Consider the following 17,171-nt stretch of genomic DNA (forward strand, 5'->3'; position numbering starts at 1 on the left):
CTAGCCCCGTGGAGGATTCCGCTATGTCCGACGATTACGCCGCACTGTCCGGTGACTACACCATCGACACGGCCCACAGCCGGGTCGGGTTCGTGGCCCGGCACGCGATGGTCACGAAGGTGCGGGGGTCGTTCGACGAGTTCGAGGGGTCGATCCACATCGACGGCGACAACCCCGGGAACTCGTCCGGCCGGGTGACGATCCAGGCCAAGAGCATCAACACGCGCAACAGCCAGCGCGACGAGCACCTGCGCAGCAACGACTTCCTCGACATGGACAACAACTCCGAGATCACCTTCGTCTCGACCGGGATCAAGCAGACCGGCGACGCGGAGTTCGTGGTGTCCGGGGATCTGTCGATCCGCGGGGTGTCGAAGCCTGTCGAGATCCCCTTCGAGTACACCGGGTCGGCGACCGACCCGTTCGGGAACCAGCGGGTCGGGCTCGAGGGCTCCGTGGTGATCAACCGCAAGGACTACGGCGTCAGCTGGAACGCGGCGCTCGAAGGCGGCGGCGTCCTGGTCAGCGAGAAGGTCACCCTCGAGGTCGAGGTCTCGGCGATCAAGAACAGCTGAGCTCCTCGAGGACCTGAGATCCCGCGGCTGCCCCCAGCGGCCGCGGGATCGTCATGTTGTGGGGGAAAGCTTCGGGTTTGTGGCGGTGGGGTCACAATTGGGAGTGTTCGGGGTACGCGCGGGAGGACCGGGGCAGACTCGGGGTGAGTGCCGGCTAGGTCAGGGGTCCGCCGATGATCGACACGAGACTGGGGCGTTGGTTGTTACCGCTGTTCGGGCGACGGCGCGGCGGGCGGCGTGCGCCCGAGATGTTCCGGCCGCGCGGGACGAGCTCGCGGGTGAGCCGGCTCGCGGAACGGTACGACGCCGACGTGGACGAGGCGCTGCAGCGGTTGTGGCCGAAGGCGCGGATCTATCACGATCGTGAGTTCACCCGGGACCGGGCCGACTTCCTGCTCGTCGTGCGCGGGCGCGGCGTGATGGTCGAGACGAAGGTGAAGAGCGATCCCGGGGTGTTCCGCGGGTCGACGCTGCCGCCGCTGCTGGACCGGTTGCAGCGTGACGGGCGGCGGCTGGTCGTCGTACTGAATCAGGGGGATCCGACGCCGGCGCGCGAGCTCATCGCGGACAAGCTCGGGGACAAAGGGTGTGTCGTCGTGTGGTCCGGTCCGGAGCATGACGACGACCTGCGCGGTGCGGTCGAGAGCCTGCTGCAGCAGATGGTCCGTCACGAGTAGCCATCGACGCAGCAGCGCGGAGAGAGGTGATCTCTCCGCGCTGCGGGACTCCGGTCGCGAGGTGTGCCGGGTGGCAGCGAGCCGGAGACGATCTGCGGGCCGAGCGGACAAGACGTTCGCCGTGGGTGGTACCAGACAGCCGACGGGTGGTCGGCGTCGTGGTGGTGCTCAGCAGGTGCTGCTGGGGGTGGTGGTGCCGCCGTCCACGACCCACTGGCCTTGGAGTTGCTGGACGCGCATCTGGTCCAGCCAGCGGGTGGGGGTGGAGGCGGGCAGGACCGAGTGACCCCTGGCGTTGACGGTGCGTGCGGCGGTGGTGTCGTAGCAGGCGCTCACGATCACGCCGTTCGACGCGAGGGTGCGTTTGGCCCACACGACCGTCGTGGTGCCGGTGTTGTGGAGCTTCTTGGTGCGGAAGTACTTCGCCTGGGCGCTGATCGCCTGGAACATCTTCGGCGTCATCACCGGCGCGAGCTGGCTGGTCCTGCTGCCGCCGCTGCGCATCATCTGGTCGAGGGCGACGCGGTACTCGTAGTAGGCGTTCACGACCGGGTCGTCCGAGCCTTCGGGGTCGGACTGCCCCGACACCTCGTCGGTCAGTCCGTGCTTGGCCGCCTTCTGGGCGCCGGGTGCCGATGCGGACGCGCCCGCCGCGGTGTCGGTGCCACAGCCGGCGAGCATCAAAACCGGGATCAGCGTGGCGGTCACTGCCAGGTTCCGAATGCGCATCTGTCCCAACCTCCTGGTGGACGCGGCGTCGCCGCTCGCGCCGGCGGGCACCCCAGCTGTGCACTTGCGAGCCGTGCACGCCCATCCAGCACTGATCGTGTAACGTCACAACACGGACCGTGGTCACTGTGACCTGGATCACAGTCGACCCCTACCCGGGTACCGGTCGCGATCTGGCTCTTGCGCCGGATGTGCCGGGCGCGGCTGATTCCTAGCCTCGATCTCAGGACTTGAGACCGAGGAGAGACCATGACGGACACGCTCACCACCCGCCCGGGGACGGCGCATCGACCGCTGTCCGGGCAGCGAGGTTCCGGTGGCCGGCTGCGCCGGTGGGGACGGGCCATCGCGTACGACGTCCTGCTGGTGCCGGTCGGCGTACTGACGATGGCCGACGCGGTCGTCGACGAGAAGGACACGGCCGTCGAGCGCTGGCGGCGACTGGCACGGCTGTTGCACGCCGAGCAGCCTGCGGGCGGCCAAGCCCCCGTCGAGGTCGAGGATCCGGCCGCGGTCGGGGAGCCGCGGGTCGGAGTCGGGCGGGTGTTCGGGGTCGGGCTGCTGAGTTCGGTCGTCGGGCTGATCAGTTGGTTCCTGGTGATGCTGGCGCTGACGGCGGTGCTCCGGGGCCCGTTCTACGGGTTCGTCGAGGATGGGCCGTTCCCGCCGGGCACGTGGGGTGGTCCGACCAAGGCGGGCGCCTGGGCCGTGCATGCCTCCGTCGCGGTACCGGCGATCGTGGTCTTCCTGCTCGCGTTGCGAGGCATCGCCTGGCTGCACGCGGCGCTGGCCCGCGGCCTCGACGGTACGGCGACGCCACGATGGGTGCTCCCGGCAACAATCACGCTGGCCACCGGCGGACTGATGTTCTTCTGGTCCTGGCTGCAGCAGCTGTGATCTAAGGTCCAACCGTGACCGGAGAGCAGATCAGCGGATGGCCGCGCGGACGGTGGGCGTGGGTCGCCGGGCTCGGGGTCGCCGCGTTGCTGGTGCTGACCGTCATGGACCTGAGCCAGCACTACTACGTCTCGCTCGCCGGCGTGCTCGCGCTGGCGATGGCCCGGGCCCTCGCGCTGGGGCTGGCGTGGCTACGGCCGCGGATCGCGCTGGTCGTCTCGCTGGCGACCACCGCGATCACCGCCGCGGTGACGACACCAGTCAGCACGAGCGAGCCGTGGCCGTGGGGGACCACCGCGGCGTTCGGTCACGCGTTCGTGTTCGCCATCGTCGCCGCGCGCGGCCTCGGACGCCGGGAGCTCCTGGCCTGGTGGATCGGCACGCAAGCCGTCGGCGTCGTCGCCACCGGGCTCGCGCCGGACCGCGGCAGCTGGCCCGGTCTGCTCACCTCGGCCGTGCTGTCCGCGATCGCCATGGTGGTCGGTGACTCGCTGCGGTCGCGGGCCGAAACAGGCCGCCGGCTGGTCGAGCAGGAGAACATCAGCAAGAGCGAGCGAGCCGAACGGGCGCGCTTGCAGGAGCGAGCCAGGATCGCCCGCGAGCTGCACGACGTCGTCGCCCACCACCTGTCCGTCGTGGTGGTCCGGGCGGACAGCGCGCCTCACCGGTTGGCCGACGTGCGGGACGACGTACGCGCGGAGTTCGTCGAGATCGCCGACGCGGCGCGGGCTTCGCTGACCGAGATGCGCCAGGTGCTGCGGTTGTTGCGCGAGCCCGTGCACCATCCGACGTTGGGACCGCAGCCGGGATTGGACGAGCTGGCGGAGTTGGTTGCCAGCACGCGCCGAGCCGGAGCTGACGTGGAGCTGGAGTCCCACCTACCGGCCGGACTCGATCCCGCTGTCGAGCTGACGGCGTACCGGGTTGTGCAGGAGGCGTTGAGCAACGCGGTCCGGCATGCGCCGGGGTCTGTGGTGCGGGTGGACGTTCGGACTGTCGGCGATGCGCTCGAGGTGGCGGTGGCCAACGGAGTGGCGCGGGAAGCGGTATCGGACGGTCAGGGGAGTGGACACGGGCTGGTGGGGATGCGGGAGCGGGTGGCCCTGGTGGAAGGCACTGTGAACGCGGGTCCGACCCCGGAAGGCGGTTATCTGGTGGCGGTGTCGATACCGATCGGAGAGGAGGTGGCGCGTGGCGATCAGCGTGCTGGTGGTTGACGACCAGGAGATGGTGCGGGCCGGCTTCAGTGCGTTGCTGGACGCGCAGGCCGATCTCGAGGTGGTCGGACAGGCCGGCGATGGCGCCGAAGCGGTCCAACTCGCGGCCGAGCTGGACCCGGACGTGATCCTGATGGATGTGCGTATGCCGGTGCTGGACGGTCTCGCCGCGACCCGCCGCATCCTCGCCGCCACGGCGGCCGGTGACTCGCCGCGCGTCATCATGCTCACCACCTTCGACCTCGACGACTACGTGTACGCCGCACTCCGCGCCGGCGCGAGCGGCTTCCTGCTGAAGCACTCGACCCCCAACGAGCTGGCCGCGGCCGTGCGGGTCGTCGCGGCCGGGGACGCACTTCTCGCGCCCTCGGTGACACGCCGTCTGGTCGAGGACTTCGCCCGCGCCCAACCCGTCGTACCGATCGCACCGCTCCACCTCACGCCGCGCGAGACCGACGTACTGCGGCTGGTCGCGCGGGGACTGTCCAACCGGCAGATCGCGCGGAGCTCGTGCTGGCCGAGCAGACCGTGAAGACGCATGTCAGCAACATCCTGACCAAGCTGGACCTCCGCGACCGCGCCCAGGCGGTCGTCTACGCCTACGAAGCGGGCGTTGTCGTGCCGGGTCCGCGACACTGAGCACGTGGATGTCTTAGAGCGTGTGCGCACCCTGTGCCTCGACATGCCCGAAGCGACCGAGCGGCCGAGTCACGGTGAGCCGACCTGGTTCGTGCGGGACAAGAAGGCGTTCGTGATGTACGCCGACCACCACCATGACGACCGGCTCGCGGTATGGATGGCCGCACCGCCCGGCGTGCAGGAGTCACTCGTCGAGGACGACCCCGAGCACTTCTTCCGGCCGCCGTACGTCGGTCATCGCGGCTGGCTCGGCGTCTACCTGGACGTCGAGGTCGACTGGGAGCACTTCGAGGACCTGGTCGAGAGCGCGTTCCGCCAGATCGCTCCGAAGACCCTGATCGCCCGTCTGGATCAGTCGGTCAACGGCACCGAGGTCTGAGGCAGCCTGGCGACGTGCAGACTCCAGGTGCCGGCATGGTCAGGCGTGTCCCACTCCCACTCCTGGATCTGCTGCGCGCTGCGGCGCCCGAAGATCGCCCGGAACAGCTCGTACGACGAGGTCCTCGCGACGGCTCCTGGACCGTCGGAGCCGGCCGAGTACGTGCCGTCCGGAGTGATGATCGTCAACGGGCCCGGCTCGTCGAGCATCCAGTCGAGGATGGCGAGCCACACCTCGGTCGGCGGCCGGCCACTGCCGATCGCGCCGTGCAGATCGGCCTCATGCGTCCCGGTGTCCACCCACGGGTCGCACACGAGCGGATGCGACGTCGTACCGCTTACGACCAGCTGCTCGAGCTTCGGTCCGGTCGTGGCCCACTCGTCCAGGACGACCTCGATCGGCAGATTGCGCCGGGTCTCCACCTGCACCGCGGTCCACGGCGGTCGCGGGGCGCCGGCGACGTTCCCCGCGACGAAGTCCGCCGCGACACCGGTCAGATGCGACACGAGGTTGTGCACGCTCCACTGCGGGCAGGCGGGCACTTGCTGGTCGAGCTCCTCCGGGCTGAGGCCGCGCACCGCGGCGGTCACTCGCTCCCGGCTCGCGTGGTACAGCTCAGCGCTGGTCTTGGCATCCGTCACGGTTTCATTGCACCGGTAGGGTGACGCGGTGAGCAAGGGTGAGGGTGGGCCGGTCGGCCAGAAGCTGGCCATCGCGCTGGCGTTCGGCAGTTCGGCCGCCGTGATGGTGCTGGAACTCGTGTCGTTGCGGCTGGTGGCGCCGTATATCGGACTGACGCTGGAGACGAACACCGCGGTCATCGGGGTCGCACTGGCGGCGATCGCGACCGGGGCCGCCCTCGGTGGGCGGTTCGCGGACATGATTCCGCCGACGCGCACACTCGGCCCGCTGATCCTGTCCGGAGGCGCACTGGTGCTGCTGATCCTTCCGGTCGTCCGGTGGACCGGTGACGCGGTCAGAGGCAGTGCCAACGATCTGGTGTTCCTCGTCCTCGCACTGACCCTCTTCGCACCGGCCTCACTGCTGGCCGCCGTCACACCGATGGTGACCAAGCTGCGCCTGTCCACGCTGGCCGAGACTGGCACGGTGGTCGGCCGGCTGTCCGCGTACGCCACGGTCGGCGGGATCGTGGGCACGGTGCTGACCGGGTTCCTGTTCGTCGCGACCGCACCGATCAGCACGATCGTGCTCACGCTCGGTGCTGTCCTGGTGGTGACCGGAGCCGCGCTGACCGTCGTACTGCGGGGTGCTCAGGCTGCCGTGAAGCCGGTGGCGCTCGCACTGGTCGGCGCCACGCTGACACTCGTCGCTCCACGGCCCTGCGAGGTGGAGACGGCGTACCACTGTGCTCGAGTCGGCGTGGACCCGAATCGGGAGAGTGGACGGACGCTGTACCTGGACGAGCACCGGCATTCGTACGTCGACCTGAAGGATCCGACCTATCTGGAGTTCGAGTACATCAAGAGCTTCGCGGCCGCGATCAACAGCAGTTGGGCGGACGGACGGCGGCTGGACGCGCTGCACGTCGGCGGCGGCGGTCTCACCATGCCGCGGTACCTGACCGCAACCCGACCGGGGACCAAGAACCAGGTGTACGAGATCGACGCGGCGGTGGTCGCACTGGACAGGCGGGAGCTCGGAGTGCAGACCGGTCCGGACCTCGCGGTGACGGTCCGGGACGGGCGGCTCGGAGTGCGGGAGGAGGTGACCGACAGCCGGGACCTGGTCATCATGGACGCGTTCAGCGGGCTGTCGGTGCCCTGGCACCTGACTACGCGGGAGCTGGTCGCCGACATTCGCCGGGTGCTGCGGCCGGACGGCGTCTATCTGGTCAACGTGATCGACCACGGCGACGCCCTGTTCGCGAAGGCCGAGATCAAGACCGTCCAGGCGGAGTTCCCGTACGTCGCGGTGATCGCACGGAAGGACGAGTTCGCCGGCCAGAGCGGCGGCAACTTCGTGCTGGTCGGTTCGGAGCGGCCGATCGACGTGGCGGCGATCGGCTCCCGGCTGGAGCCGAAGATGGAGGTCCGGGACCAGCCGACCGACTTCGTCGGCGACGCGCCGGTCCTCACCGACGACTACGCACCGGTCGAGCAGCTGCTCACGCCGTACGAGAGCTGAGACACCCGCCCCGGGAGTTGTGATCTGGGGCGCGGGCTTGTTGCATGAGGTCATGCACCCACGCGCAGGCCAGCCCGCACAGCCCGAGGACCTCGTCGACGTCGACGCGCTGCTCAAGGCGTACGACGACATCACCCCGGACGTGCAGAACCCAGCCCAGAAGGTGGTCTTCGGTACGTCGGGCCACCGCGGCTCGAGCCTCGACGGCGCCTTCAACGAGGCGCACATCCTGGCCATCACCCAGGCCATCTGTGAGTACCGGGCCGGCGAAGGGACGTCCGGCCCGCTCCTGGTCGGCCGGGACAGCCACGGCCTCTCCGAGCCGGCCTGGCGCACCGTGCTGGAGGTGCTCGCGGGCAACGGTGTACAGACGCTGGTGGACAGCGCCGACCGGCTCACGCCGACCCCTGCCGTGTCCCACGCGATCCTGCGGCTCAACCGCGGTGCCGGCGCCGGTGCGGACGGCATCGTGATCACGCCGTCGCACAACCCGCCGCGTGACGGCGGCATCAAGTACAACCCGCCGCACGGTGGTCCGGCCGACTCCGACGCGACCGGCTGGATCGCGGCCCGGGCGAACGAGCTGATCGCCGGCGGCAACCGGGAGGTACGGCGGACGCCGTTCGAGCAGGCCCGTCAGCACGCGGGGGAGTACGACTTCGTCGGGCACTACGTCGACGACCTCCCCGCCGTACTGAACCTGGACGCGATCCGGACGGCCGGTGTGAAGATCGGTGCGGACCCGCTGGGTGGCGCGAGCGTCGACTACTGGGCCGCCATCGCCGAGCGGCACCGCCTCGACCTGACCGTGGTGAACCCGAGGATCGATCCGGCCTGGTCGTTCATGACGCTGGACCACGACGGCAAGATCCGGATGGACTGTTCCTCGCCGTACGCGATGGCCTCGCTGGTCGCGCAGCGGGACAAGTACGACGTGGCCACCGGCAACGACGCGGACGCGGACCGGCACGGCATCGTCACCCCGGACGCCGGCCTGATGAACCCGAACCACTACCTGGCCGTCGCCATCTCTTACCTGTTCGCCAACCGCCAGTGGGGTCCGGACGTCGCCGTCGGCAAGACGCTGGTGTCGTCGTCGCTGATCGACCGGGTGGTCGCGGACCTCGGCCGGCGGCTGTGGGAGGTTCCGGTCGGCTTCAAGTGGTTCGTACCCGGCCTCATCGACGGCTCGGTCGGCTTCGGCGGTGAAGAGTCGGCCGGGGCGAGCTTCCTGCGGTTCGACGGCACGGTGTGGACGACGGACAAGGACGGCATCCTGCTGGCGTTGCTGGCGAGTGAGATCACCGCAGTGACCGGTGAGACGCCGTCACAGGCTCACGCCAAGCTGGTCGAGCGGTTCGGCGCATCGGCGTACTCACGGGTGGATGCGCCGGCCACGCGCGAGCAGAAGGCCAAGCTGTCGGCTCTGTCCGCGGATGCGGTCACCGCGACCGAGCTGGCCGGTGAGCCGATCGTGGACCGGCTGACGAGTGCACCGGGCAACGGCGCGACGATCGGTGGGCTGAAGGTCACCACCGAGTCGGCCTGGTTCGCGGCCCGCCCGTCCGGCACGGAGGACCTCTACAAGATCTACGGCGAGTCCTTCAAGGGCGCCGACCACCTCAAGCAGGTCTTCGAGCAGGCCCGCGAGGTCGTGTCGGCAGCGCTTGCCTAACGTACGAACGCGTCGAGCAACCGGTCCAGATCCGCGGCGGGGTCGTTGGTGAGCCCGCTATGGATCGGTCCGGGGTGTACGACGGTGCTGCGGGGCGCGGCGAGCCAGCGGAAACGTTCGCCGATCCTGGTTGCCGCAGCTGGTCCACCGGCCGGGTCACCGGCGCAGATCGCTCGGATCTGCTCCAGCGACGCGCACACGACGTCCACGTCCACCGCTGGGTCGAGGGCCTTCAGCCGTGACGGCTCCACGTCCCAGGCCGCGCCGAGGAAGTCCATGGCCCGGCAGTACAGCACCGCGCCCACGTTGACGAACTCACCGCGCTGGATCCGCGGCGCGGCCCGCAGGATCACGTAGTCGAAGGGCACCAGGTCGGCGCTCATCGCGCACCTCCTGGCAGCCAGGTGGACCGATCGTCCAGGCGTGCGGTCAGATGGCCGAGATAGCGCTCTCTGTCGCCGTCCTCGATCCACTCGTCCGGCACGAGCCCGATCACCTCGGTCAGCAGGTCCGGGGTGATCGCCGCGGCCAGCTCTTCGTCCAGCGCGGGTACGCCGGCGGTGGCGACGGAGAACACGTGGTCCGACGCGTCGTACGGGAGGCCGGCGAACTTCTCCGCGGACATCCAGGAGTGGTGGAAGTACAACGCGGCTCCGTGGTCGATCAGCCAGAGGTTCTTGTGCCAGACCAGCATGTTCGTGTTCCGCCAGGACCGGTCGACGTTGGCGACGAACGCGTCCAGCCAGAGGATCCGGGCCATACCGTCGTCCCCGGGGTTGCCGGCCGAGCCGTCGTACCCGAAGGAGCCGGGCAGGAAGTCGACGGCCAGGTTCAGGCCGGCGCTGCGGATCAGCAGCTCCTGGATCTCGAAGTCCGGCTCGGACTTGCCGATCGCCGGGTCGAGCTGGATCAGCTTCAGCTCCGGCACCCGCAGGCCGAGGCGGCGGAACAGTTCGCCCACGATCACCTCGGCGACCAGCGCCTTCGGCCCCTGCCCGGCGCCGTGGAACTTGATCACGTAGGTGCCGAGATCGTTGCCCTCGACAACACCAGGCAGCGACCCGCCCTCGCGCAACGGCAGCACGTAGCGGGTCGCGGTGACGATCGGCAGACTCACGCCGCAGAGCTTAGGGCATGTCTGCTCTCACCGGGTTTGTGATCGGGTACCGGCTCGGGGTGAGACATCCTTCGTTCGGCGTCGAGGAAGAGTTCCTGCTCGTTTCCGCGACCGGTCATCCACTCCCGCGCAGCCAGGCGGTCGTGGCGGATCTGCACGACGTCGAGCTCGAGCTGACGCGAGCCATGGTCGAGATCAACACTCCGGTCTGTGACAACTCGACCGAGTTGCGTGTGCACCTGGCGGAGATGCGGGCCAAGCTCGCCAAGGCCGCCGCCGAGCAGGGCGCCCGGCTGCTGGCGATCGCCGTCCTTCCGCACGGGGAGGCGGCGCAGGCGATCACGAAGAAGCCCCGCTACCAGGAGCTGGCCGAGCAGTGGGGGTTGCTGGTGCGCGAGCAGACTGTGTGCGGTTGTCACGTGCATGTGGACGTGCCTGACAAAGACACAGCCACCAAGGTCGGCAACCACCTGCGCCCCTGGCTGCCGGCACTCCTTGCACTGACCGCGAACTCACCGATCTACCGGCAACAGGACACCGGATTCGCGAGCTGGCGCTGGTTGATGACGACACGCTGGCCGTGCGCCGGCCCGCCGCCGTACCTGGAGTCGGTCGAGCACTACGACGCGCTGGTGACGATGCACCTGGCGGCAGGCACGTTGATCGACGAACGGATGGTCTATTGGGATGTCCGGCCGTCCGAGCATCTGCCGACGGTCGAGGTCCGGGTCAGCGACGTACCGCTCACCATTGACGAGACGGTGCTGCTAGCCACGCTGGTCCGGGCGCTCGTGATGACGGCGCTCGACGACGGCGGCCGAGGCCCGAAGCTCGAGCCGGAGGTGCTCCGGGCGGCGTACTGGCTGGCCGCGCGCGACGGGCTCACCGGCAACGGACTGGACGTCCGCACGGCCGAGCCACTGTCGATGGCGCAGGTCCTGAAGCGACTGCGTCAGCACGTCGAGCCGGCGCTTCAGGAGCTCGACGCGGTGGAGTTGGTGAACGACGGCATCCAGCGCGCACTGGTGGACGGGAACGGCGCAGTGAAGCAACGCAAGGCCTTCCGTGAGGGCCAGGATGTCCTCGCCCTCACGGAAGTGACGCCTTAGCCGCGGAGGAAGTCCTCCAGACCGTGGAGGTCGTCAGTATTCAGGTAGTCGACGCCCGCTGCGGCCAGCTCACCCCACAGCGCCTCGCGGGCCACACCCGGCGTGTCGGGCGTCGCCCAGAAGCGGACTCGGTAGCCGGCGTGGTGAGCGGAGACCACGATGTCGTGCAGCTTGGTCCGCTCCGCCTCCGGCATCGGGCCGACGCCGTTCCAGGAGAAGACGCTCGTCCAGTTGTCGCTCACCAGCGGCATCAGCGACGCCGGCATCCCGGACTGCAGATCGCTCAGGCGGCCGTCGTACCCGGCGTAGCGGAGCTTCTGCGCCCTCAGTACGTCGAGCGGCCGGTTGCCGCTGATCACCGACGTCACCGCACCCTTCAGCACCCGTCCGTTGACGAACACCGTGCTGATGCCGCGGTACTCCTGCAGTGCCTTGTCGACAGCGGCGTACGTCGACGGCCCGTCGCTCTTGATGTCGATGAGCAGCTGGAAGTCCCGACCGTGCTTGTACACCTGCCCGTGGTTCTCCCGGACCCGGTCGGCCAGCGGCTTCAGGTACAGGCTCTCCAGCGTGCGTCCTGGCTGCGCATCGTCCAGATCGTGCGCGACTCGCAGCTCACCGTCCACCAGCCACACGTCCGCCTAGACGCTGTTGAACCCACGGTCCAGTGCGTCCTGCAGCGGCCGCCGGTGGTCGTAGTCGTTGTGCGCGTGCGCCGACGGCAACGCTCGTACGGCGGGAGCGTCGTACGCCTTCGGGAGCTTGAAGCCGTTGTCCCGCACGACGGAGCGCAGCCGATCGGGGTAGTCGGTGATGATCCCGTCGACACCCTTGTCGATCAGCGACTGCATGGTCGCCGGGTCGTCGACCGTCCACGGCACGACCTTCATCCCGGCCTTGTGCGCCGACTCGACCATGTCCTCGGTGACGTAGGGCCTGTACGCCGGATCCGTCACCTTCCCGTCCTGCGGGAAGCCGTGCACCGGTGAGATCGCGGACGCACCGAACGACTTGGTCGCCTTGACCAGATCGCCGCCGAAGTCGTCGATGTCGATCCCGCCCAGCCACGGCGACTTGCCAGGCTGGCCGACCTGCAGGAAGTCGTAGTTCGTCAGCGCGACCAGCGGCAGCTCCGGAGCGACCTGGTGCATCCGCATCAGCGAACCCCAGTCGAAGCTCTGGATGGTGACCTGGCGGCCGATCCGGGCCTCGCGGATCTCCCGGACGACCACCTGGACGAACTGCTCGCGGGGAGCGGTCTCCGACGGCGCACCGGCTTCGACCTTGGTCTCGATGTTCAGCTTCACGCCGTACGCCTGGAAGCGATGCACCAGCGCGAAGACGTCCCGCAGCTCCGGCATCCGGGCACCCGGGTCGGGCTGCTGCCCGGGGAAGCCGGCCTGCGGCAGTGAACCGCAGTCCAGCTGCTTGACCTGCTTGAGAGTGAGGGTGTTGATGAACTTGCCGACGTACGGGTACTCCGGGTCGCCCGGTGTGTAGGGCGCGGTGTCGCGGCACTTGCTGCCGGTCACCTTGCGGTCGTGCGTGACCACGGCGTACCCGTCCTGGGTGATCTGGACGTCGAGCTCCAGCGTGCTGACGCCGAGCTCGAGGCCGTGGGTGAACGACGCGATCGTGCTCTCCACGGTGAGTCCGAGACCACCGCGGTGGGCCTGGAGGTCGAAGTCGCCGCGTCTGGCGGCGGCGGGGCCGGCCGGGAGCAGGAGGCCGGCGACGAGGGCGAACGGAAGCAGCGCGCGCGGAAGGCGTCGCATTGGGGGGTTCCTTCCGGAGGGGTCTGGGCGGATGCCCCTGAGGCTGGCTGCTGCAGGGATACCGGGGCCTTCGTGACGGTAGCCGAGACAAGGCCGGCAGGTGACCGCCGCGTGTCGCCGCCCGGCTACGGAACGGAGTCGATCTCCCGGGCCGACTCCGATTCCGCGGTCACCTGCTTGATCGAGCCGGCGGCGATGGTGGTCGACGTACGGCCGGGTTCGAGGTCGAGGCTGCCTTCCTGCACACATTGGCCGGCCCAGGTGAGGATCGACGGCAGCTGCGACGGCTGACTTTCGAACCGGACGACGATGGGCCGCCGGCGCGAGTACGTCGTACCGGCCGTGGGTGCGACCAGCCGGACCCGCTCGGGCAGGCGCACCGTCGACGCGGGGGCCGAGTCGTCGTCACCGCCGCGCTTGAGGTTGAACGTGATCTCGGTTCCCGGCGCGACCACACCGTCGAGTTCGTTGGTGTAGCTCGTGACACCGGCGGCCCGGTGATGCCGCAGTACCGCGTCCTTGCCGCCACCGGACGCGGTGATCTGCTCACCGTCACCGAGCTCCACGAAGGTGAGTGTGCCGACCCGGAGCGACGCACTCACGTCCGCGGCGTCGGTCCCTTCGGGCAGGCTGACGACGAGGTTGGCGGTCATCCCACTGGTCCGGATGTCCTTCGACTGGACGGTCGAGCAACCAGTGAGCACGAGGACTACGGCGAGGGCGGCGATTCGCTTCACAGCGAGCGAAGCTAACACCGCCCAGGGTTAGCAGGCCTGCGTACAACTACTCGTACTGCAGCGCTTCGAGTGGGTTCAGTTTGGCTGCCCGCCGGGCCGGCCAGATCGCGGCGAAGATGCCGACGATGACCGACACGACGGCGAAGATGACCAGCTGGGCGACCGGGACGGTGAAGGAGATCTCGTCGAGCCGCGCCGCCAGGAGCGAGGCGAGCAGCAGGCCGAGCACGATCCCGATCACCGCGCCGATCAGCGCGGTGATCACGCTCTCCTGCCGGATCATCCGCTTCACCTGCCCTCGGGTCAGACCGATCGCGCGCAGCATGCCGAGCTCGCGGGTCCGCTCGAAGACGGTCAGCACCAGCGTGTTGACGATGCCGAACAGACTCACCAGCACCGACAGTGCCAGCAGGACGTAGAGCACGTTCAGGATGCTCTTGATGCCGTCGGTCTGCGCCTTCTTGAACTCGTCCCGCGTCTGCGCCTTCGCGTTCGGGAACGAGTTCAGCGCACTGGTCAGGGCCGCGGTGTTCTCGGCGGTGACGCCGCCGCTCATGTTCACGAAGGTGTAGAGGTTCAGCGGTTGTGAACTGGTCGCGTCGAACGTGGCCGTCGAGATCGTCACGTTCCCGAACGGCGAGCCACCCGCCGGTGGCCGGAAGATGCCCTTCACCTGCAGTTGCAGCGTCTTCCCGGTCGCCGTCTCCATCGCGAACCGCGACCCCTGGACGAGCCCGTGGTTGTCGGCGTACTCGGCATCGAGGATCGCGCCGTCGGCGCCGAGCTCGCCGAGCGAGGCCTGCGAGCCGGAGCGCCAGTCGAAGGTGAGCAGGTCCGGCGCCTCGTCGTCGACCGCGGTGATCGTGATCGTCTTGTCGAACGCCTTCGCCTGACCACCGCGCACGCTGGTGACCTGTTCGACGCCCGGCACCTGCGCGACCGCCGCGGCGACCGGCGGGGGCAGCGGGCTGAAGTTGTTCTGCGCGGTGATCGCGTAGTCGGCGCTGAAGATCCCGTCCACGGCCTGCTCGAACGGCCTGATGATGCCGGCCCCCAACGTGGCCACCAGCGTGACCAGGGCCAGTCCGATCATCAGCGCGGCCGCGGTGGACGCCGTCCGGTGTGGATCCCGCTTGCTGTTCTGCCCGCCGATCGCCACGGCCGGCCGGTCCGGGAGGACCCGGGGAAATTCGGGATGCCGGCCGAAGAGCCGCCGCAACAGGTAGAGCGGCAGCAGGATGAACGGCCAGATCACAGCGGTCAGTACGACGACCGACCAGCGCGCGATCGGGTCCGAGATCGCCGCCAGCGGGCGGACGAGTCGCGCCGAGAACAGTGCGATGCCGATGAACAGCAACAGCACGCCGGCACCGAGCAGCGACAGCAACGTGGTTGTCGACAATCCGTCGGCGAACAATCCGACCAGCACCAACGCGATTCCGCCGACGGCGAGCAGTGCCGCGCCGATCGGGCGGTACCGGTGCAGCCGCCCGGGCACCAGGGTCGCGCCTTCGCGGACCGCCGCGATCGGCGGTACGCGCGTCGCCCGCCACGCCGGCCGCAGGCTCGCGATGACCGTGACCAGGACGCCGACGATCAAGGCGACCACGATCGTCCGGGTCCGGAACACCAGCCCGTTGTTCGGCAGCGTGAAGCCGACCGCGTCGAAGAGCTTGAACAGCCCGGTCGCGATCGCGAGCCCGAGGAACAGTCCGACCACCGACGCGACGAACCCGGTGACGAGTGCTTCCAGCACCACCGTGCCGAGCAGCTGCCGGCGCGAGGCGCCGAGCGTGCGCAGGGTCGCGAACTCACGCGTCCGCTGGGCGATCGTGATCGACAGCGAGTTCGCGATCACGAACGAGCCGACGAACAAGGCGATTCCGCCGAACACCAGCAGGAACGTCTGCAGGAAGCTCAGGAAGCTCGACGTACCGGCCGCGTCCTCCTTGGCCTGTTCGTCGGCGGTCCGGACCTGTGTCGCTTCCGGCAGGATGGGCCGGACCGCGTCGACCAGCTGCTGGTCGCTGACGCCGGACTTGGCCGCGATCAGGATCTGGTCGAGCTTGCCGGTCTTGTCGAACAGCCGCTGCGCGGTCCCGAGGTCGAAGCCGGCCAGCGTCGCGCCGCCGATGGACGACACCGCGCCGAACTCGACCAGGCCGGAGACCCGCATCTCCTGGGCCGGTCCCCGCGCCTGGACCCGGATCGAGTCACCGGCCGCGAATCCCTTCTCCTTGGCGGTTTTCGTGTCGATCACGACCTCGTCGCCGGTCGGCCAGGACCCCGACACGAGCGACAGCGAGTTGAACTGCGGCAGCGAGGGATCGACGCTGAAGCCCAGGTTCGGGGCGCCGCCGAAGACGATCGCCTTGCCGTCCTTGCCGATCAGCTGCGCCTCGCCGCCGACCGCGCCACCGGCCGCGCCGACCTCGGGCAGCTCGCGGACCTTCGGGAGCAGGCTCGCGTCGAACGGCGGTGCGGTGACGGTCCCGTCCTCGGCCGCGTCGAACGCGGTCTTCCCGGTGATCGCCGCGTCGGTGTTCTTGTAGTTCTCGGTGAAGATCGAGTCGAACGCGGACGTGATCGAGTCGGTCAGTACGTACGTCCCCGAGATCAGCGCGACTCCGAGGACGACGCCGATCGCGGTCAGCGCCGTACGGAGCTTGCGGGCCAGCAGACCCTGTAACGCGAACCGGATCACTGCAGGTCCAGCGTGTCGATGATCTGCAGGATCTCGTGCTGGTTGGACCGGCCGGTCTCCTTCACGATCTCGCCGTCGGCCAGGTAGAGGACCCGGTCGGCCATCGCGGCGGCCTTGGCGTCGTGCGTCACCATCACCGTGGTCTGGCCGTACTCCTCGACCGACGACCGCATCAGCGTCAGGATCTCGCCGCTGGTCCGGGAGTCCAGGTTGCCGGTCGGCTCGTCGGCGAACACCACGGTCGGCCGCGACACCAGGGCGCGCGCGATCGCCACCCGCTGTTGCTGGCCGCCGGACAGCTCGGCCGGCCGGTGCTCGAGGCGGTCGGCGAGACCGACCCGTTCGACCAGGCCGTCGAAGAATTCCTGGTCCGGCTTCACCCCGGCGATCGTCAGCGGCAGCAGGATGTTGTCGCGGGCGGTGAGCATCGGCAGCAGGTTGAAGAACTGGAAGATGAAGCCGATGTGCTGACGGCGCAGCTTGGTCAGCGCGTCGTCACCGAGCGTCGTGATCTCGATACCGTCGATCTTCACCGAGCCCGACGTCGGGCGGTCCAGCCCGGCCAGGATGTGCATCAGCGTCGACTTGCCCGACCCGGACGGTCCCATCACCGCGGTGAGCTGTCCGGGCTCGATCTGCACGCTCACACCGCGCAGCGCCCGGACCGCGGTGTCCCCTTCGCCGTAGACGCGGACGAGGTCCGTCGCGTCCACGACCTCGATGACACCAGCAACTGTCCCCTCCATGGCCGATCGCCCTCCCTGGCTGATCAGCGGCCCACCACCCCAGCGGACCG

17 protein-coding genes and 1 pseudogene are annotated in these 17,171 nt (G+C 69.1%); 9 read left to right on the plus strand and 9 right to left on the minus strand.

The window, feature by feature from the left end; genetic code table 11:
* The first annotated feature begins 23 nt into the window (after window positions 1-23).
* Both ACZ6O0_RS43330 and ACZ6O0_RS43335 read left to right on the plus strand, forming a co-directional pair.
* Window positions 24-575 carry a YceI family protein gene (locus tag ACZ6O0_RS43330; RefSeq protein ID WP_465770953.1) on the plus strand — a complete coding sequence of 184 codons (552 nt, stop codon included), beginning with the start codon at window positions 24-26 and terminating at the stop codon, window positions 573-575.
* A gap of 173 nt (window positions 576-748) precedes the next feature.
* Window positions 749-1,252, plus strand: coding sequence for a hypothetical protein (locus ACZ6O0_RS43335; protein WP_465770954.1), 504 nt, complete (start codon window positions 749-751; stop codon window positions 1,250-1,252).
* Window positions 1,253-1,420: 168 nt separating this feature from the next.
* Here ACZ6O0_RS43335 and ACZ6O0_RS43340 read toward each other — a convergent pair whose 3' ends face one another.
* Window positions 1,421-1,981 carry a hypothetical protein gene (locus ACZ6O0_RS43340; protein ID WP_465770955.1) on the minus strand — a complete coding sequence of 187 codons (561 nt, stop codon included), beginning with the start codon at window positions 1,979-1,981 and terminating at the stop codon, window positions 1,421-1,423.
* Window positions 1,982-2,230: 249 nt separating this feature from the next.
* Here ACZ6O0_RS43340 and ACZ6O0_RS43345 point away from each other — a divergent pair, with 249 nt between their 5' ends.
* From ACZ6O0_RS43345 to ACZ6O0_RS43360, 4 genes and pseudogenes are all read left to right on the plus strand, one after another.
* Window positions 2,231-2,878: a hypothetical protein gene (locus ACZ6O0_RS43345; RefSeq protein WP_465770956.1), complete on the plus strand. Its 648-nt coding sequence runs from the start codon at window positions 2,231-2,233 to the stop codon at window positions 2,876-2,878.
* Between the two features lie 14 nt (window positions 2,879-2,892).
* Window positions 2,893-4,095, plus strand: coding sequence for a sensor histidine kinase (locus tag ACZ6O0_RS43350; RefSeq protein WP_465770957.1), 1,203 nt, complete (start codon window positions 2,893-2,895; stop codon window positions 4,093-4,095).
* A 10-nt stretch (window positions 4,096-4,105) separates the two neighbouring features.
* A pseudogene (locus ACZ6O0_RS43355) lies at window positions 4,106-4,734 on the plus strand (response regulator).
* Between the two features lie 4 nt (window positions 4,735-4,738).
* Window positions 4,739-5,113 carry an MmcQ/YjbR family DNA-binding protein gene (locus ACZ6O0_RS43360; protein ID WP_465770958.1) on the plus strand — a complete coding sequence of 125 codons (375 nt, stop codon included), beginning with the start codon at window positions 4,739-4,741 and terminating at the stop codon, window positions 5,111-5,113.
* On the opposite strand, the gene ACZ6O0_RS43365 is transcribed toward ACZ6O0_RS43360, so the two are convergent.
* Window positions 5,086-5,754 carry a maleylpyruvate isomerase N-terminal domain-containing protein gene (locus ACZ6O0_RS43365; RefSeq protein ID WP_465770959.1) on the minus strand — a complete coding sequence of 223 codons (669 nt, stop codon included), beginning with the start codon at window positions 5,752-5,754 and terminating at the stop codon, window positions 5,086-5,088. The genes ACZ6O0_RS43360 and ACZ6O0_RS43365 overlap by 28 nt on opposite strands.
* Window positions 5,755-5,782: 28 nt before the next feature.
* Between ACZ6O0_RS43365 and ACZ6O0_RS43370 the strand changes: the two genes are divergently transcribed.
* Both ACZ6O0_RS43370 and pgm read left to right on the plus strand, forming a co-directional pair.
* Complete coding sequence (locus tag ACZ6O0_RS43370) at window positions 5,783-7,258, plus strand: fused MFS/spermidine synthase (protein WP_465770960.1); 1,476 nt, start codon at window positions 5,783-5,785, stop codon at window positions 7,256-7,258.
* 52 nt (window positions 7,259-7,310) lie between these two features.
* Window positions 7,311-8,933: a phosphoglucomutase (alpha-D-glucose-1,6-bisphosphate-dependent) gene (pgm, locus tag ACZ6O0_RS43375; RefSeq protein WP_465770961.1), complete on the plus strand. Its 1,623-nt coding sequence runs from the start codon at window positions 7,311-7,313 to the stop codon at window positions 8,931-8,933.
* Here the strand turns inward: pgm and ACZ6O0_RS43380 are convergent.
* Window positions 8,930-9,316, minus strand: a complete 387-nt coding sequence (locus ACZ6O0_RS43380; RefSeq protein WP_465770962.1) for a DUF3037 domain-containing protein — start codon at window positions 9,314-9,316, stop codon at window positions 8,930-8,932. The genes pgm and ACZ6O0_RS43380 overlap by 4 nt on opposite strands.
* The gene (locus ACZ6O0_RS43385) at window positions 9,313-10,050 is read right to left on the minus strand and encodes a HipA family kinase (RefSeq protein WP_465770963.1); all 738 of its coding nucleotides are present in this window, start codon (window positions 10,048-10,050) and stop codon (window positions 9,313-9,315) included. The genes ACZ6O0_RS43380 and ACZ6O0_RS43385 overlap by 4 nt, the downstream gene beginning before the upstream one ends.
* 17 nt (window positions 10,051-10,067) lie before the next feature.
* On the opposite strand from ACZ6O0_RS43385, the gene ACZ6O0_RS43390 reads away from it, so the two are divergent.
* The gene (locus tag ACZ6O0_RS43390) at window positions 10,068-11,159 is read left to right on the plus strand and encodes a carboxylate-amine ligase (protein ID WP_465770964.1); all 1,092 of its coding nucleotides are present in this window, start codon (window positions 10,068-10,070) and stop codon (window positions 11,157-11,159) included.
* On the opposite strand, the gene ACZ6O0_RS43395 is transcribed toward ACZ6O0_RS43390, so the two are convergent.
* The 5 genes from ACZ6O0_RS43395 to ACZ6O0_RS43415 all read right to left on the minus strand — a co-directional run bounded on the left by ACZ6O0_RS43395 (window position 11,156) and on the right by ACZ6O0_RS43415 (window position 17,121).
* Entirely contained in the window at window positions 11,156-11,785 is a 630-nt protein-coding gene (locus ACZ6O0_RS43395) for a PI-PLC domain-containing protein (protein WP_465770965.1), read from the minus strand. The two genes, ACZ6O0_RS43390 and ACZ6O0_RS43395, sit on opposite strands and share 4 nt — an antisense overlap.
* A 15-nt stretch (window positions 11,786-11,800) precedes the next feature.
* Window positions 11,801-12,934, minus strand: a complete 1,134-nt coding sequence (locus tag ACZ6O0_RS43400; protein WP_465770966.1) for a glycerophosphodiester phosphodiesterase family protein — start codon at window positions 12,932-12,934, stop codon at window positions 11,801-11,803.
* A 125-nt stretch (window positions 12,935-13,059) separates the two neighbouring features.
* On the minus strand, window positions 13,060-13,671 hold the full coding sequence (locus tag ACZ6O0_RS43405) for a hypothetical protein (protein WP_465770967.1): 612 nt from the start codon (window positions 13,669-13,671) through the stop codon (window positions 13,060-13,062).
* 46 nt (window positions 13,672-13,717) lie between these two features.
* Window positions 13,718-16,375, minus strand: a complete 2,658-nt coding sequence (locus ACZ6O0_RS43410; RefSeq protein WP_465770968.1) for an ABC transporter permease — start codon at window positions 16,373-16,375, stop codon at window positions 13,718-13,720.
* Window positions 16,372-17,121, minus strand: coding sequence for an ABC transporter ATP-binding protein (locus tag ACZ6O0_RS43415; RefSeq protein ID WP_465770969.1), 750 nt, complete (start codon window positions 17,119-17,121; stop codon window positions 16,372-16,374). Before ACZ6O0_RS43415 ends, ACZ6O0_RS43410 begins: the two co-directional genes overlap by 4 nt.
* Between the last annotated feature and the right edge of the window lie 50 nt (window positions 17,122-17,171).

It is taken from the genome of Kribbella sp. NPDC048837, from assembly GCF_055586945.1.

Coding starts and splice junctions, on each gene's coding strand:
- ACZ6O0_RS43330 (WP_465770953.1), top strand. CDS start 24: ATGTCCGACGATTACGCCGCACTGTCCGGTGACTACACCATCGACACG.
- ACZ6O0_RS43335 (WP_465770954.1), top strand. CDS start 749: ATGATCGACACGAGACTGGGGCGTTGGTTGTTACCGCTGTTCGGGCGA.
- ACZ6O0_RS43340 (WP_465770955.1), bottom strand. CDS start 1,981: ATGCGCATTCGGAACCTGGCAGTGACCGCCACGCTGATCCCGGTTTTG.
- ACZ6O0_RS43345 (WP_465770956.1), top strand. CDS start 2,231: ATGACGGACACGCTCACCACCCGCCCGGGGACGGCGCATCGACCGCTG.
- pgm (WP_465770961.1), top strand. CDS start 7,311: ATGCACCCACGCGCAGGCCAGCCCGCACAGCCCGAGGACCTCGTCGAC.
- ACZ6O0_RS43380 (WP_465770962.1), bottom strand. CDS start 9,316: ATGAGCGCCGACCTGGTGCCCTTCGACTACGTGATCCTGCGGGCCGCG.
- ACZ6O0_RS43390 (WP_465770964.1), top strand. CDS start 10,068: ATGTCTGCTCTCACCGGGTTTGTGATCGGGTACCGGCTCGGGGTGAGA.
- ACZ6O0_RS43400 (WP_465770966.1), bottom strand. CDS start 12,934: ATGCGACGCCTTCCGCGCGCGCTGCTTCCGTTCGCCCTCGTCGCCGGC.
- ACZ6O0_RS43415 (WP_465770969.1), bottom strand. CDS start 17,121: ATGGAGGGGACAGTTGCTGGTGTCATCGAGGTCGTGGACGCGACGGAC.